The 16786-nt window shown below is 52.1% G+C and carries 16 protein-coding genes; 2 read left to right on the forward strand and 14 right to left on the reverse strand.

The genetic code is table 11. From position 1 onward, the window contains the following. Nucleotides 1–34: 34 nt before the first annotated feature. The 13 genes from lacZ to G462_RS0112255 form a co-directional block, all read right to left on the reverse strand. Nucleotides 35–3109 (reverse strand): beta-galactosidase, LacZ type, encoded by a 3075-nt coding sequence (lacZ, locus tag G462_RS0112195; RefSeq protein ID WP_026959237.1) that lies wholly within the window; start codon nucleotides 3107–3109, stop codon nucleotides 35–37. Between the two features lie 45 nt (nucleotides 3110–3154). Further along, the gene (gene melB, locus G462_RS0112200; RefSeq protein ID WP_026959238.1) at nucleotides 3155–4522 is read right to left on the reverse strand and encodes a melibiose:sodium transporter MelB; all 1368 of its coding nucleotides are present in this window, start codon (nucleotides 4520–4522) and stop codon (nucleotides 3155–3157) included. A gap of 418 nt (nucleotides 4523–4940) precedes the next feature. Next, nucleotides 4941–5177: a (Na+)-NQR maturation NqrM gene (nqrM, locus tag G462_RS0112205; RefSeq protein WP_026959239.1), complete on the reverse strand. Its 237-nt coding sequence runs from the start codon at nucleotides 5175–5177 to the stop codon at nucleotides 4941–4943. A 42-nt stretch (nucleotides 5178–5219) separates the two neighbouring features. Continuing rightward, a complete protein-coding gene (locus tag G462_RS0112210; RefSeq protein ID WP_026959240.1) occupies nucleotides 5220–6248 on the reverse strand; it encodes an FAD:protein FMN transferase in 1029 nt (342 codons plus the stop codon). 3 nt (nucleotides 6249–6251) lie between these two features. After that, a complete protein-coding gene (nqrF, locus tag G462_RS0112215; protein ID WP_026959241.1) occupies nucleotides 6252–7475 on the reverse strand; it encodes an NADH:ubiquinone reductase (Na(+)-transporting) subunit F in 1224 nt (407 codons plus the stop codon). Between the two features lie 29 nt (nucleotides 7476–7504). Then, nucleotides 7505–8113, reverse strand: a complete 609-nt coding sequence (nqrE, locus tag G462_RS0112220; RefSeq protein ID WP_026959242.1) for an NADH:ubiquinone reductase (Na(+)-transporting) subunit E — start codon at nucleotides 8111–8113, stop codon at nucleotides 7505–7507. A gap of 4 nt (nucleotides 8114–8117) precedes the next feature. Further along, the gene (locus tag G462_RS0112225; RefSeq protein WP_026959243.1) at nucleotides 8118–8750 is read right to left on the reverse strand and encodes an NADH:ubiquinone reductase (Na(+)-transporting) subunit D; all 633 of its coding nucleotides are present in this window, start codon (nucleotides 8748–8750) and stop codon (nucleotides 8118–8120) included. After that, nucleotides 8750–9529: a Na(+)-translocating NADH-quinone reductase subunit C gene (locus G462_RS0112230; RefSeq protein ID WP_026959244.1), complete on the reverse strand. Its 780-nt coding sequence runs from the start codon at nucleotides 9527–9529 to the stop codon at nucleotides 8750–8752. The genes G462_RS0112225 and G462_RS0112230 overlap by 1 nt, the downstream gene beginning before the upstream one ends. Beyond that, on the reverse strand, nucleotides 9519–10733 hold the full coding sequence (locus G462_RS0112235; RefSeq protein WP_026959245.1) for an NADH:ubiquinone reductase (Na(+)-transporting) subunit B: 1215 nt from the start codon (nucleotides 10731–10733) through the stop codon (nucleotides 9519–9521). Before G462_RS0112235 ends, G462_RS0112230 begins: the two co-directional genes overlap by 11 nt. 2 nt (nucleotides 10734–10735) lie before the next feature. Beyond that, nucleotides 10736–12076: a Na(+)-translocating NADH-quinone reductase subunit A gene (locus G462_RS0112240; protein WP_026959246.1), complete on the reverse strand. Its 1341-nt coding sequence runs from the start codon at nucleotides 12074–12076 to the stop codon at nucleotides 10736–10738. 566 nt (nucleotides 12077–12642) lie between these two features. Continuing rightward, nucleotides 12643–12951, reverse strand: a complete 309-nt coding sequence (locus G462_RS0112245; RefSeq protein ID WP_026959247.1) for a BolA family protein — start codon at nucleotides 12949–12951, stop codon at nucleotides 12643–12645. 14 nt (nucleotides 12952–12965) lie between these two features. Continuing rightward, entirely contained in the window at nucleotides 12966–13544 is a 579-nt protein-coding gene (locus G462_RS0112250) for an alpha-ketoglutarate-dependent dioxygenase AlkB family protein (protein WP_026959248.1), read from the reverse strand. 21 nt (nucleotides 13545–13565) lie between these two features. Continuing rightward, a complete protein-coding gene (locus G462_RS0112255; protein ID WP_026959249.1) occupies nucleotides 13566–13892 on the reverse strand; it encodes a hypothetical protein in 327 nt (108 codons plus the stop codon). A 236-nt stretch (nucleotides 13893–14128) separates the two neighbouring features. Between G462_RS0112255 and G462_RS0112260 the strand changes: the two genes are divergently transcribed. Next, entirely contained in the window at nucleotides 14129–15073 is a 945-nt protein-coding gene (locus G462_RS0112260) for an aldo/keto reductase (RefSeq protein ID WP_026959250.1), read from the forward strand. 49 nt (nucleotides 15074–15122) lie between these two features. Here the strand turns inward: G462_RS0112260 and G462_RS0112265 are convergent, their stop codons facing one another. Further along, nucleotides 15123–15509 (reverse strand): MerR family transcriptional regulator, encoded by a 387-nt coding sequence (locus G462_RS0112265; RefSeq protein ID WP_026959251.1) that lies wholly within the window; start codon nucleotides 15507–15509, stop codon nucleotides 15123–15125. Nucleotides 15510–15635: 126 nt separating this feature from the next. On the opposite strand from G462_RS0112265, the gene G462_RS0112270 reads away from it, so the two are divergent. Next, nucleotides 15636–16781 carry a methyltransferase gene (locus G462_RS0112270; RefSeq protein ID WP_026959252.1) on the forward strand — a complete coding sequence of 382 codons (1146 nt, stop codon included), beginning with the start codon at nucleotides 15636–15638 and terminating at the stop codon, nucleotides 16779–16781. Nucleotides 16782–16786 lie beyond the last annotated feature (5 nt).

The following is a 16786-nucleotide window of genomic DNA, read 5'->3' on the forward strand; positions in this document are numbered from 1 at the left end:
GGATGTTTGTTTGACCGACAGTGATTGAGCGCGGTTAACTCGCGCTTAGCTGCAAGCGGTAACGGTAATGCGTCTGCTCCAGCAAGAACTCCTGATGCACGCTTGGGCTCCAAGAGTCATCACCACCGACGCCCATATGGAAGCCATCCAGACGTAGGTAGGTATTGCCATCGGCATGCAGGTCACAGCTGTGCTTGGCTTGCTCAAGCATCGCTTGTGGGTACTCGCTACAGCCAAACAGGAAATCACCTTGAACCCGCAGTTTGCCCACCTTGGCTTCCCGCACATCGCTACGTAGGCCGTTCTCGCTCGGGAAGATGTAGTCGGTATGCATCGCGCTTAACGGCAGTGCATAGCGACCGACATCGGCCGACAAGATACGATCGGGGTAGTTTTCGTGGGGACCACGGCCAAACCACTCAACGTCGTTGTCGCTGGCCGGCAGTGCTAACTCGATCCCCACACGAGGCAATGGAGGCAGGCTTGTCTGCGCAGCCACCTCAACCGTTAGATCGATCTGCCCTGTTGCGTTGATACGGTAGCGCCAGTGGCTATCGAGCACCCGCTTGCCATTGGCTCGATGTTGGAAGATGGCTTCAAGCTCCAGCTCATTTGCCAACTTATTCACCTTAAAGTGCTGCAGCGTTGGCTCCAAGGCGTTCAAGCCAGCATCGCTCCAACGCGCAATCCACGAGTTCGGGTCGAGGGTATCGGCTTCGCTGGTACCGATGTCGTTGTCCAGCAGTGCACGATAGAAGTTATCGCGCAGAGGACTGGCAATCACTGGCACGTCTTTGTTCAGCCACTGGCACAGATAGCCGCTGCTGGTATCGAAGACAAACTGATTGTCACCCGCGCGCACCTGCAGCTCACCATTTTGCTCGGTGATAACTGGCGCCTCTGATTCAACATCGCTGCTATCTAGCGAACGAGTCGCAGCTTGCAGTACAAACTGTTGCGCTGAGATGCTGTGGCCAGCGGCGGCCCATGCGCAAGGCTCTGCACTAACTAGCTCGACATTGAGGTGATACTCGCAGGCCGGGTCGAACTCAGGGAATGACTCCAGCAGCTCAAACTGCTCGGTTTGCTCCGCCGCTATCGTTACCCGCTGTGCGTTGCTGGCAATGGTTTCACCGTCTTTTTTCAGTGACCAGCGCAGCTCTAGCTCGGGTGCGCTAAATAGCAGCTCACTGGTGACGCTCAGCGTACCGCCTTCGAGACTAAACTGGTGGAACTGCTGGGCGCGTTTTGCCTCAAACAGCGCCGGATGTGGGGTACGGTCGGGGAACAGCACACCATTGATGCAGAACTGGCGGTCATTGATTTCATCGCCAAAGTCGCCGCCATAGCCCCAGTAGTGGCGGCCATTGTCGTCAGTCTTCGACAGGCCCTGATCCACCCAGTCCCAGATAAAACCACCCTGCAGGCGCGGATACTCACGGAAGGCATCCCAGTACTTGTTAAAGCTACCCAGGCTGTTGCCCATGGCATGAGCATACTCGCACAAGATCAGCGGGCGTTGCTCACCGGGCATGCTAACCCACTGTTTGATGGGGTACTTGGGTACCGACTCATGGTCTTGCATTTGATCGACGCGCGAGTACATCGGGCAGATGATGTCGGTTGCAGCAGTATTGGCGCCGCCGCCCTCGTATTGGACTGGGCGCGACGGGTCACGCTGCTTGGTCCACTGGTACATCGCATGTAAGTTAGGCCCAATGCCCGACTCATTACCGAGCGACCAGATAATAATCGACGGGTGGTTCTTGTCGCGCTCAACCAATGCTGTCATGCGCTGCATGTAGGCGCTGATCCAGGTCGGGTCGTTGGATAGACGCGACATTGGGAACTGCCCATGGGTCTCGAGGTTGGCCTCGTCCACCACATACAAGCCGTACTCATCACACAGCTCGTACCAACGTGGATGATTGGGGTAGTGAGAGGTGCGCACAGCGTTGAAGTTGTACTGTTTAAGCAGCTTGATATCTTGCAGCATCGAGGCTTCGTCAACCGCATGGCCAGTTTCTGGGTCGTGCTCGTGACGGTTAGCCCCGCGGATCAGCAGCGCTTTGCCGTTAAGCTTTAGCAAGCCATCGATAATCTCTACCCGGCGGAAGCCAACGTTATAGGCTTCGCTCTCGATCAGTGCGCCTTGCTCATCGAGCAAGCTGACCACACAGCGATACAAGTAGGGCTGCTCGGCGCTCCACTTATGTGGGTTTGCCACGCTTAGGCGGTGCTCAATGCGATCGTCCCAGGCACCTTTTTCGTCAACTTCACGCTGAGCTGTGCCGCACAGGGCATCACCTAACATCGGAACCTGCGCGCCTTCAGCGTCAAACAGTTCAACCTTCACGCGATGACTATTGGTTTTCGCACTCAGTTGGGTGCTTACCGCCAACACAGCATCACGATAGCAATCGTCTAACTCGGTGTTGATGAACACATCGCTAATCGCCAAGGCGGGTTTGCTGTATAGGTAAACATCGCGGAAGATGCCGCTAAGCCACCACATATCTTGGTCTTCGATGTATGAGCCATCACACCAGCGGATCACCATCACGGTCAGGCTGTTAGTGCCCTCTACCAAGTAAGGGCTAAGGTCAAACTCTGCTGGCAAGCGACTATCTTGCGAGTAGCCCACCCAGCGGCCGTTACACCATAGGTGCATCGCTGAGTTTACCCCATCAAAGACAATTCGCGTTTGCTCTTGCAACTGCTCAGCGCTGACATCAAAGTGGCGACGGTAGATCCCGGTTGGATTCTCTTCCGGCACATAAGGCGGGTTGTCAGTAAATGGATACTTGATATTGCAGTAGATAGGCTTGTCATAACCTTGCATCTGCCAGTTGCTGGGCACCTTGATGGCATCCCATGCTGCATCGTCGAACTGACTGTCGATGACGGCCGTATCCACCGCTTCTGGGCGTTCAAACAAACTGAACTTCCACTGGCCATTTAAGTACTGGCGCTGGCTTTGTTGCGCGGCTTTTGCGGCTTCGCTGTTACGGTAGCTGTGCATCGGGGTATGAGGCACCACCGTGTTCAGCTTAACCACTTGCTGGTTCTGCCAGTCTTGGCTGGCGATGATATCGTTGAAAGATCTCATTCGTTACCTCAAAGAGTCACGGCCCCTAGAGGGGCCGTTTTATGCTTATGCGAGTTCTGGTGCCGCGTTGGGGCTGACTTCTTGTTGCTCCGGCGTAAAGCCTTCATGCAAGCGGTAGAAGCGTTTATAGATCCAAACACTCAGTAACATCAGTACGGTTGGAATGCCTAGCATCATGAACTGGATACCAAAGATGGTTGAGTCGGTTTGCACCACGTTTGGCTGATAGCCCACCAAGGTCAGACCCACACCTACAATAAAACCACCCAGTGCACCGGCGAATTTCACCAACATGGTTTGCACTGAGAAGATAACACTCTCACTGCGACGGCCAGTTTTGTGCTCACCGTAATCCACAACGTCTGCCAGCATTACGGTTTGCAATGCATTGGTAATACCTACACCGAATTTAATCGCTGCACCAGCAAGACCAATCAAAATTGCGTTACCCGGCATCACAAGGTTCATTGCCAGTAGAATCACTGAAGACGCAATCGCAGCGCCACAGGCGATAATCCACAGGTTCTTGCGTGGTAGCCATGCCGCCAAGCGAGGGAACAGGAATACACCGGCAATCTCAGCCGCGCCCGCTACCATCATGTAGATTGGGAATAGTGCTTCATTACCCAGTGCATAGGCGAAGTAGTAGATAGCAAAGCCGCTAACCAGCATGTTTGCTACTTGGAACGACAATACAGTACCGATTAGCGCTTTAAGCTGATCGTTGCCATCGATGATTTGGATAACGTCACGTACGTTAAAGCGCTCGGCTACGCCTGCAGAGACCTTAGCCTGCTCCTTCACGTTGATGCCGGTGAGGATGGCACTGAATACGAAGAATACCGCAACACCCATTGCCAGATAGGTAAAGCCTTGACCTTGGTCTTCGCCACCCAGTACACCCACCACATGCAGGCCATAGGTACCCATTAGGAACCACGCCAAGCTAGCGAACAGACGCGGCCAAACAACCAGCTTCTCACGCTCTTCACGGGCGTTGCTCAGTGCCGGGATCATTGACCAGTATGGGATATCCATAATGGTGTAAGTCAGGCCCCAAAGGATGTAAGCCACGGTTGCGTAGACCAGCAACGCAGTGCCTTCAAAGTTGTGAGTGCTAAACAGTGCAATCAACACCACCGAGTTAATCAGGGTGCCAATCACAATCCATGGACGGAACTTACCGAAGCGCGAACGGGTGTTATCTACCACCATGCCCATCATTGGGTCGGTAATCGCGTCAATAACCCGCGCAGCTAGAAAGATAGTACCCACGAATGCAGCTGAAATACCCGCTACATCAGTGAAATAGAACATTAGAAACAGGTAGATAGGTGCACAACCGAAGTCCTTGCCCAAGGCACCGATACCGTAAGAGAGTTTAGTTTTAAATGAAATCGTTGAGTCAGACACTCGTACTGCCCTTGTTTTACGAATTAGTTACAGTGCGCATTATCTACATTCCCACTGGCATTTCTGTGATCGAAAAGACATAAATGGAAACGTTTACACCGCTTTCTCGAATAATCTGCTTTGCATCATCGTTACAAAAGATCGCTGCAAGTCCCTTATACAGCGGAGATATAACGTATAAGTGTTCTGATTGATTACTTTTCAGACTTGTCGTGTAACTTGATTATTAACCACAATGTAACCGTATACACAACAGCTTTGGGCTTTGGGCTTTGGGCTTTGGGCTTTGGGCTTTGGGCTTTGGGCTTTGGCAAAAAGTTTTAGGTGAAGGAGACAAAATCAAGGTGTTGAGAGCATATCGCAGCCACAAAAAAACGGCCACATAGGGCCGTTTATGGTCATCCAGGGCTGGGTTGCACTAGATAATGCGATTCTCTTTTTGCATCGCCTGGCGAGTCTTCTCTTTGGCCGCTTCCTTAGCCATTTTCGCCTTACGACGATCACAAGGCTCGGGGCAGTCACACTCTTTGTCGATGCCCACCGATGCCAGTCCACCACAGCTGCCGCTGATGGTTTTCTGCTGCACAATGTAACCAATTGCCATGGCGGCAATGATCACCAGGAAAAATACGAAGGTCGCGATAAAGTACGCCATTGATTACCTCTAGTTTGCCCCTCAGCGGTGCCCGACTTTTGGCTACTGCTGAATCAAAGGAGCGAATGCGTCGCTGATATGTTCAGCAAACTCTTCACCCTGTTTCTCGATAATATACACAGCCAGTGCCCGCTCCTTTGCCATGGCCATACTCGCTTCAACACCCATTACGGTGAAGGCGGTTGCATAAGCGTCGGCCATCATACTGCTTTGGGTTACCACTGTCACGGATACGATCTTATTGGCAATTGGCTTAGCAGTCGCGGGATTGATGGTGTGTGAATAACGGACCCCATCATGCTCGAAATAATTTCGATAATCGCCGGAGGTTGCCAGCCCTCCATCACCCGGGGCGATGATCTTCTGGATAGCCCCCGTGCCACCCGCCACCGGTTTTTCAACCGCAATACGCCATGGCGCATCTTTGTCGTTGTGCCCTTTCAGGCGCAGCTCACCGCCGATGTCGACCAGGTAGTTGGCCACGCCTTGCGCTTCCAACACCTCGGCAACGCGGTCCACTCCATGGCCTTTAGCTATCGCCGACAGGTCCAGATAGAGCTCTGGAACAGCCTTGCTCAGCATGCCATCTTGCAGGCTTAGGTGCTGATAACCCACTTTCGCGCTCGCTTGTGCCACTTGCTCATCGCTAGGGATGGTTTCCGGGCGACCTTCAGGGCCGAAGCCCCACAAGTTGACCAATGGGCCAACGGTTGGGTCAAACGCACCAGCAGTTGCCTCTGAGAGCGCAATAGATGCGTCCATCACATAGGCAAAGTGCGATGAGATTGCCATCGGCTCACTGCCCTCGGACTGGTTAAAGCGCGAGATCTCGGAGCTGGGGCGGTAGGTCGACATCTCATCGTTGACCGCTTCCAGTTCAGCATCAATCAATGCCTGTAGCGCCTCACCGTCGGGCAGTTGCGCCTTGGTGTCCACCACTTTCACCTGATAGTAGGTGCCCATGGTCGAGCCGGTAATCTGCAGGGTGTAAAGATCGCTGGATTTCTCACAGCCACTAATAAAAAAGGCCAGCCCGATAAGGGCCAGCCATTGCTTTAAGGTCGTTTTCACGAATTAACCACCAAAGTCATCCAACATGATGTTTTCGTCTTCAACGCCCAGATCTTTGAGCATGTTAATCACAGCCGCGTTCATCACCGGTGGACCACACATGTAGTATTCACAGTCTTCCGGCGCTTCGTGGTCGCGCAGATAGTTCTCGAACAGAACGTTGTGAATGAAGCCGGTGTAGCCATCCCAGTTGTCGCCCTCTTGCGGGTCAGACAGGGCTACGTGCCACTGGAAGTTCTCGTTGTCGGCTGCCAGACCATCGAAGTCTTCTTGGTAGAAGATCTCACGACGTGAACGGGCACCGTACCAGAAGCTCATCTTACGGCTAGACTTCAGACGCTTAAGCTGATCGAAGATGTGTGAACGCATTGGCGCCATACCAGCACCACCACCGATAAATACCATCTCGTTGTCGGTCTCTTTGGCGAAGAACTCACCGAATGGACCAGAGATAGTCACTTTATCGCCCTTCTTCAGGTTGAAGATGAACGATGACATCTTGCCCGGAGGCAGAGTCATATCGTTTGGCGGCGGAGTAGCGATACGCACATTCAGCATAATCAGGCCTTCTTCCTCAGGGTAGTTGGCCATTGAGTATGCACGAATGGTTTCTTCGTCTACTTTCGATTCCAGCTTGAACAGGTCGAAGTGGTCCCAGTCGCCACGGTACTGATCTTCGATATCGAAGTCAGAGAACTTAACGTGGTGAGCAGGTGCTTCAATCTGAATGTAACCACCGGCGCGGAACGGTACTGATTCACCATCAGGGATCTGCAGTACCAATTCTTTAATGAAGGTGGCTTGGTTGTCGTTAGAGATAACCTCACAATCCCACTTCTTCACACCGAAGATTTCTTCTGGAAGCTGGATTTCCATATCTTCTTTTACGTTAACCTGACAGGCCAAACGCAAACCTTCACGGGCTTCGCCCTTAGAGATATGGTCAAGCTCGGTTGGCAGAATGTCGCCTCCACCAGACTTAACAGTTGCATGACACTGGCCACACGAGCCACCGCCACCACAAGCAGAAGAAATAAAGATACCGTTGCTACCCAGCACGTTCAGCAGCTTGCTGCCGGCGCTGGTAGTAATGGTCTTTTCTGGATCACCGTTAATGGTGATCTTGATTTCACCCGAAGCTACGAGCTTAGACTTAGCAAACAAAATCACTGCTACCAAGGCCAAGACGAGCAAGGTAAACATCATTACGCCGAGAATAATTTCCATCGACTATTTTCCTTGTAGTTATTGGCCGCTTACAGCGAAACGCCTGAAAACGCCATGAAAGCCATCGCCATCAAACCTACGGTGATAAAGGTAATACCCAAACCACGTAGACCCGGAGGCACGTCAGAGTACTTCATCTTCTCGCGAAGACCTGCCAGAGCAACAATCGCCAGCATCCAGCCCACACCGCTACCTACGGCGTAAACGAAAGATTCTGCCAGGTTGTACTCACGCTGTACCATGAAGGATACGGCACCAAAGATGGCACAGTTCACGGTGATCAGTGGCAAGAAGATACCCAGAGCCTGATAAAGAGCCGGGAAGAACTTGTCCAGTACCATCTCAAGGATCTGTACCAGTGCAGCGATCACACCAATGAACGCGATGAAGTTCAGGAAGCTCAGGTCAACTTCAGGCAGACCAGCCCAAGCCAGCGCACCCGGCGCCAACAGGCTGGTGTAAATGATTTGGTTTACCGGAACCGCAATACCCAGTACTACGATTACCGCTACACCCAGACCGAAAGAGGTTTTAATCTTTTTCGATACTGCCAGGAAGGTACACATACCCAACAGGAAAGCGAGCGCCAAGTTTTCGATGAAAACAGAGCGAACGAAGAGACTAATATAATGTTCCACTAGCTTACTCCTTTGGCTCTACTTGCGCTGGGTCGTAAGTACGGATTACCCAGATAATCAGGCCGATAATGAAGAAGGCTGACGCAGGCAGTAGCAACAGACCGTTTGGCTGATACCAACCACCGTTGTTAACCAGCGGCATGATTTCGATACCGAAAAGCGAACCAGCACCGAAGAACTCACGAATCGCGCCTACAACCATCAGGATCAGACCGTAGCCCAAACCGTTACCGATACCGTCGATGAACGACTTAAGCGGTGGCTCTTTCATCGCGAACGCTTCTGCGCGGCCCATCACGATACAGTTGGTAATAATCAGACCAACGAATACCGAGAGCTCTTTAGAGATGTCATAAACCACTGCCTTAAGGATTTGGTCTACAACAATTACTAGTGAAGCGATGATCGCCATCTGCACGATGATACGTACACTACTAGGAATGTGATTTCGAATAAGCGAAATCGACAGGTTCGACAATGAGCATACAAAAACAACCGCCAGGGTCATAACCAGTGCAGTTTGCAGGCTGCTGGTTACGGCCAGTGCGGAACAGATACCTAGTACCTGAAGCGCGATAGGGTTGTTTGAAACTACAGGGTTCGATAGAACCTGTTTCATTTCTTTAGCATTAGCCATTAGATCAGGCCTCCGTCTTGAATGCGGCCCAGGAACTTGCCAAAGCCATTGTCACTCAGCCAGAAGTCAAAGGTGTTAGTTACACCGTTGCTGGTCAGGGTTGAACCTGACAGACCGTCAACTTCGTGGATGGAGTTAGGATCTGCGCTACCTTTAGCAACCGTGATTGCTGGGCTGCCCTGCTCGTCGAACAGTTGCTTGCCAACAAACTTAGCTTGCCATAGCGGGTTAGCCACTTCGCCACCTAGCCCCGGGGTTTCACCCTGGTCGTAGTAAACGATAGCGTCAATAGTTTGGCCGTCAGGCTGTACCGCCAAGAAGGCGTACATGGTCGACCACAGACCGTAACCGTGAATCGGCAGAATCACACGTTCAAAGTCACCGCTTTCGCCACGTACAAAGTAAACCTTTGCAACGTTTGCGCGGCGAACGATGCCAGCTACGTCTTGCTCAGAGGTCAGACGGATGCTGGTCTCTGGCTCTTTAGCTGCAGCGCGCTGATCAAAATCGGCGATTTCTTCAGCAGATGCATCTACGAACTCACCGGTGTTCAGATCAACCAAACGCGGCTCAATCACTTCTTCGTAAACGTCACCGACACTGCGGCCGTCTAGCTCAACGCCCGATACCGCCAGAATGTTGCGCTGCACGTCTTCAACAATGTTACGTTGTTGAATGTCGCGCAGGCCAACAGCGGCTACTGATACGATGATGGAACAAACAAGGCTAACACCCAGTACTACCTTAAGGGTGTTACCCAGAGAATCATTACTGGCCATCGCGAGCAATCCTCCGTTTGATGTTCGCCTGAACGACGAAGTAGTCGAAAATAGGCGCGAATAAGTTTGCGAACAAGATGGCCAGCATCATACCTTCAGGGAAGGCTGGGTTAACTACGCGAACCAGTACTACCATCACACCAATCAGACCGCCGTACCACCAACGACCTTTGTTGGTGAATGAAGCAGACACAGGATCAGTTGCCATAAAGAACATACCGATAGCGAAACCACCCAGTACCAAGTGCCAGTGTGGTGGAACCTGGAACATGTTGTTGGTTTCAGAACCGATCATGTTGAACAGCAAGCTGGTTGCGATCATACCAATCATCACGCCACCGACGATGCGCCAAGACGCAATGCGGTTGAACATCAGGAAGGCACCGCCCAAGAACAGCAACAGGGTTGAGGTTTCACCCATCGAACCTGCGATGCTACCGAAGAACGCATCAGACCAGCTGATACCGGCTTCAGTCAGACCTTGGATACCGTCAGCTGCCGCTACGCTCAGGGCAGTTGCACCTGAGTAACCGTCTACCGCAGTCCACACTGCATCACCAGAGATGCCAGTAGGATATGCGAAGAACAGGAACGCACGGCCCGCCAACGCTGGGTTCAAGAAGTTTTTACCGGTACCACCGAATACTTCCTTGGCGATAACCACACCAAAGGTAATACCCAGCGCAACCTGCCACAGCGGGATAGTTGCAGGCAAAATCAGCGGGAACAGCATCGATGATACGAAGAAGCCTTCGTTCACTTCGTGCTTACGTACCGAGGCAAACAGTACTTCCCAGAAACCACCTACCAGGAACGACACCAGGTAAACCGGTACGAAGTACATGGCACCGTACATCATACTGGCGAACCAGCCTGCATCAGCGCCCATAGGTACGCCCAGCATGGTCAGGATGGCAGTACGCCAGCCTTCAGGGGCCGCATAGCCGGCAACAATCGCGTCATTGGCTTGCACACCCGTATTGAACATGCCGTAGAACACCGCTGGCAGCAGCGCAACGTACACGAAAATCATGATGCGCTTCAGGTCGATAGCGTCACGAACGTGAGTGTTCTTCTTGGTTACCAAACCAGGGGTGTAGAAGAAGGTTGCAGTTGCTTCGTAAAGCGCAAACCACTTCTCGTGCTTTCCACCAGGGTGGAAGTTAGGTTCGATTTTCTCGATGTAGTCTTTTAAAAAGCTCATGCTTAACCTTCCTTCTCAATCGTGGTCAAACATTCGCGCAGGATGTCACCATATTCGTATTTGCCAGGGCAAACGAAGGTGCACAGCGCGAGATCTTCTTCATCCAGCTCCAGACAGCCAAGCTGAGTAGCACCGTCGGTATCACCGGCGATCATGTCACGAAGCAGCATGGTAGGCAGGATGTCCAGAGGCATAACGCGCTCATATTGACCGATTGGCACCATGGCACGCTCACTACCGCCGGTAGTGGTGGTCATGGAGAACAATTTGTTCTTGTTCATGCCAGAGGTGAAGATGCGAGCCAGAGAGAATTTGTTGGCACCAGGCGCAGCCCAGCCCATAAACTCTTTCTCATACCCTTCTTCAAGCGCGCTCACCTGATTATGGTAACGGCCCAAGTAGGCATGAGGACCAGTCGCGTGGGTACCTTTCAGTACTGAACCTGAAATCACACGGTGGTTGCCATCAACCAGTTCGCCGGCAATCAGCTCATCGGTGTTAGCACCCAGCTCGGTGCGCAGCAAGCGTGGCTCTTTAACCACAGGACCTGCCAAGGCAACGACGCGTTGGTTGTAGATTCGACCAGTTTCGAACAGCTTACCGAAGGCGATCACGTCCTGATAGCTGATAGACCATACCATGCGCTGAGCGCTGGCAGGTTTTAGCATGTGAATGTGAGTACCGGCCAGACCTGCTGGGTGTGGACCTGCAAACACTTGCTCCTGAACGCGTGCCGCGTTGGATACTGGAAGCTGGTAGTCGCCTTTACATACGAATACTTCACCTTCGGTCAGGCGGCTTAGCACGCGCAGACCATTCAGGTAAGCATTGCTTTCTGCTTCGATAACTACTTTAGGATCGCCAGCCAGAGGGTTGGTGTCGATAGCAGTCACGAAAATCGCAGAAGGTACGCTGTCGATAGCAGGTACTTTGCTGTAAGGACGGGTACGTAGTGCAACCCACTGACCAGACTGAACCAGCTTATCAACGATCTGCTGACGCTCTACTTTAGCGATCTCGGTCTGTTCCAGCGCACCAAAGTCAATGCTGTCACCGTCTTGCTTCTCGATAACCACTGACTGCAGTACACGCTTGGCACCACGATTAACTTCACGAACTACGCCGGCACAAGGGGCGGTAAATACCACACCGGGAGTCTTTTTATCTTCGAACAGCGTCTGACCTTGACTAACCACGTCACCTACTCGGACTTTCATCGTAGGGCGCATGCCTACATAGTCTTCGCCGAGCACAGCAACACGGGTCACTTTTGACGCGTCCACTATTTGCTGTTTTGGACCACCTTTAATAGGAAGATCCAAGCCTTTGTTTATTGTAATCATACTCTCTTACACATGTGTTGGGTCGGAAGACGAGCGATATTTCTCGTGGCTTGAACAGAGAATCGCTCTGATAATTAGCTAACATTTTCAAGACATTTAGCTAACAAGCCACAAAAACCGCGGGTATTCTAGCACCAAATAGGCCACATTCTCCAAGGAAAATGGCCATAAATGCGGGTCATTCGACCAAGTGTTAATACAGGGTTAGCGACGCTACTACTCAAGCCTAGATGAGTTAACAACAAGATCAACTCCCACCTAAGGCGTTAAAATATAGATGGTCCTAGAGATTACAGAGTGATCAGCGTTTCAAATGGAAAACTGCCAATAATCGCCAATGATTGTTTTAAAAGATTAGTAATTGCCAAAATTTACAGTTTTCACAGCTAGAGAGGGGCCAAAAAAAACGTTAATAAACCCGATTTATAGCGTATCAACGCTTGGCAAATAGTTAACAAATCGCACACAAGGCCAAGGATTATTGTCACCAGCACGACTTGAGCTAGCCAAAAAAGAGGCTCCTATATATAGGAGCCTCTTTTACTATTAGACGTTTGCCGACTTGGCTACGCCTCACCACCGGCACACGGCGGGGAGGCCGGGATCTGATACAGCTCCGCCCACTCGTCGGGGGTGTAGGCGTGAATGGCCAACGCATGGATATGATCCGCCAGCAGATCGGCCAACACCTGATTGACCATACGATGACGCTGAATCAAGCGTTTGCCGGCAAACTGCGGGCCCACAATGCTCACCTTAAAATGGCTCTCGGAGCCCGCTGGCACATTGTGCCGATGACTTTCATTTACCACTTGCAGGTTTTCCGGAGAAAACTGTGCGTTTAACAACTCAACTATTCTGCTCTCAATATGCATAATGCTTTCCTTTACTACCCGGACGCAATTGGGTGGGTAACGCGAAACGTGAGGTTTATCCTCGGTTGTTGTATTGCGGGCGATTTTGGCAAACTGTGCTGCCATTGATTCTGACAAAGCCCGTTCATTATCAACAAATCACCATCGGCGAGTTGCAGTTCTATCACTTGCTTGGTTTGACGATGTCGAAATAAAAATCGCCTGGTCACACCCAGGCTTAACGATGCAATCACAGGTAACTCGCCTAACTCGGGTTCGTTGTCACCGTGCCAGCCCATGCTATCTGTGCCGTTCCTATAGTAGTTTAGCAACACGCTGTTGAAATCAGCACCACAATAAGCAGAAATTTCTTGGCTTACCTGTTTTACTTGATGGAGCCACGGAACTGCCTTTCTAAGCTTGCCGGAATAACGATAATTGACTCCCTCATCGGCCATCCAGCTAGACAAGCGCGGCTCCAGAACCTGCTTTCCAAACATGCGAATACTGTGCTGCTGCCACCCGGAATAGGCGAGCAACTGCTGGTACAGCGATTGAGAGTGTTTTTGTGGAAGCCAAGCATCGACTTTAGCGATTTTTCCGTTCAGGTACATCCGTGTTAACGCGTCCTAATCTTAGTCCCCTGCAGCGGTAGGATAGTTCTCCAGCATCGAATTGAACAGCTGTTCTTGGTCTGCGGCATATGGCATAAACTCACCCATCGCATCAAACGAACCGGCTAGGGCATTACCTTCTTGCGAGCCTGAAAACGCATGCTGGTAATGCTGCTGAGGCTTGGGATTAACCAGCCCTTGCTCCTCATAAGCGCTCGCCTTGGTTATCTGTGTATGTGCGCTGTAGCGCAGGTATTCCGGGGCCTCTAGCGCGGGGCGCGCAACCAGATGACCAACGTTTGATAAGGCACCGGCCAACACCAATGCGCTGATACCCAAATGCAACATGGGTGACTCCTCGCTTAGCCTTCGGGCCAAGCCGTTCAACTACCTGTAACTATAGACCGAGCAAAATCACGCTTCCTTTCAGCCATTGCACTAGCGCAAGCTTGCTGTACGCAATCGCGGCCAGCATCACCTGCCATCACCCAGCCAGTTGCTGCAACGATCACGCAAGGCTTGACCTGGAGTTAACTCCAGCTTTTACACTCCATCCATATGCTTCGTTAATAAGGAAAAGACACATGAACACTGAGCAACTGGGGAATACATCGCTGAACATCTCACGGATCGGTATCGGTGCATGGGCGATGGGTGGCAAATGGGAGTTCGGCTGGGGCCAGCAGCAAGACAAAGACTCGATTGCCACCATTCGGCACGCCCTGTCCAAAGGCGTGAACTGGATTGATACCGCCCCGGTATATGGCTTGGGCCATAGTGAACAGGTAGTAAGCCAAGCCATCAAGGGCATGAGCGAGAAGCCACTGATTTTCACCAAATGCTGTTTTCGCTGGGACGATAAGCAAAATATCACCCCAGACTTAAGCGCAGCCAGCGTACGAGAAGAGCTTGAAAACAGCCTTAAGCGCTTAGGTGTCGAAGCCATCGACCTCTACCAAATCCACTGGCCGAACCCGGAAGCGCAAATCGAAGAAGGCTGGGACACCATGCGTGCTTTGCAACAAGAGGGCAAGATCCGCTACTTGGGCGTATCCAATCATTCGGTCGAGCAGATGGACAAGCTCGCAGCCATAGCCCCTGTGAATAGCCTGCAGCCCAACTACAGTCTGATCAACCGCGAGTGCGAACAGGCCCAACTACCCTATTGCCAGAACAACGATATCGGCGTGATCTGCTACTCGCCGATGGGCTCCGGCTTGCTTACCGGCAAGATGACCCGCGAGCGCATTGCCAACCTGGCCGAGGATGACTGGCGCCGCGGCAGCGACGAGTTTCAAGAGCCCAAGCTAAGCCGTAACCTGGCCATCGTCGAGGCACTGAAAGCGGTGGGAGCCAAACATGGCGTAAGTGCCGCAGAGGTTAGCATCGCTTGGGTGCTGAAGCATCAAGCCGTAACCGCAGCGATAGTTGGAATGCGCTCTCCCGAGCAGGTAGATGGGGTGGTTGGTGGCGCAGCGATTGAACTCGATGAGCAGGACCTAGCGCTAATCAGCGAAGCTAGCGCCTAGTAGATACAAAATAACGCAGGCAAGTGCTGAGCTTCTAGCGCTTGGCTGCTTACTCAGTATTCACGAACTGCTGTCCCAGCTCTTCGGTATAAAAGGCTATCTTTCGCTCCACATGGGCCAGGTTTGCCTCTAGTTGTTGGATCTGCAGCTGGGTCTGCTCGCGGTGGCTTTGCAAGATCTGCAAACGCTCTAACTCACTCTCTTTACCCTGTTCCAGCAAATCGCGGTAACGTTTAATCGCTTCCAGCGGCATCCCGGTGGATTTCAAGCACAGCACAAAACGCAGCCACTCGATATCCTGCTGGCTGTAACGGCGATGGCCAGAACTGGCGCGCTTGAGCTTGAGCATCAGACCCTTCTTTTCATAAAACCTGAGAGTATCCACCGAAACCTCGGTGAGTTCAGCGGCTTGGCCAATCGAATAGGAACAGGGCATTGCGTTGCTTACCTGATTTGAGAAGACACCCGGCTAGCCTACCATAAGCGCGCTGAATTCCCTTGCAAGCCTAGGCTGTTTCGCTACACTCCCGATGTTCCCCTACCCGCGAGTTAAACCAATAGCATGAGCAACACCGGCACCCTTGAGATTGCAGATCTAAGCCTGACTCTGAGTCGCTACCCCGATAACCACGATAAATCCCTGCAAGCATGGAACGGTGCCGACTTGCAGCTGCTCCAGTATGCCTTCGAACATCCCAAGCCCGTCGCGCGGGTGCTGCTGATTAACGATGAATTTGGCGCACTGGCCTGCGCGCTAGCCGCCCACCCCGCCTTTGCCCAGAGCGAGATTGTCTCTATCAGCGACTCGGAGATCGCTAAGCGCGCGCTGGAGCGTAACTTGGCAGCTAATGAGCTGCCTACTCAGCGGATCCAGTTTGCCGATAGTCTTCAGCCTTATCCAGCAACAGAGCTGGTGCTGATGCGCCTGCCCAAAAACCTTGCCTTCTTCGAGCAGCAACTAATTTGCCTGCAGCAGGTGTTGCAACCCGGCCAAAAACTGGTGGTAGGAGCCATGCTAAAAGCGCTGGTTAAGAGCGCCTTTGGTCTGCTGGAGAAGCACATTGGCGAGGTCAGTACCTCGCTGGCGCAAAAAAAAGCTCGGCTAGTGTTTGCCGAGTATCAAGACATGCAAAGCGAACAGCCCTACCCACTGAACTGGCAGCTCAGTGAACACAACTGGCAGCTTAGCGATCACGCCAATGTATTCTGCTTGGGCAAGTTCGATATCGGCACCCGCTTTTTATTGGATAACTTCCCCCAAGAGCCGGTTGATTCGGTGATCGACCTCGGCTGTGGTAACGGCTTGCTGGGCCTCGCGGCGCTTAAGCACTACCCAGATGCCGAGGTGCACTTTGTCGATGAGTCGTTTATGGCGGTAGCATCTGCGCGCAACAATGTGGCCAACAACTACCCGCAGGCGCTCGAGCGCTGCCACTTTAGCAGCGATAACTGTCTGGAGCAGCAAGCCTCTGATTCGGCCCAATTAGTGCTATGTAACCCACCGTTTCATCAGCAAAATACCGTGTCGACCCACATCGCTGAGCAAATGTTTAAAGATGCCAAGCGCTGCCTGAAAAAAGCAGGTAAGCTAGTGGTCGTCGCCAATCGCCATCTGCCCTATGCACCGCTATTGAAACGATTATTCGGCGGTTTTCAGGTGTTTGCGACTAACAACAAATTTGTAGTGCTTGTAGCGAACAAGCGTTAACACGG

It is taken from the genome of Aliagarivorans taiwanensis DSM 22990 (genome assembly GCF_000429505.1).
Taxonomy (GTDB): Bacteria; Pseudomonadota; Gammaproteobacteria; order Enterobacterales; family Celerinatantimonadaceae; genus Aliagarivorans; species Aliagarivorans taiwanensis.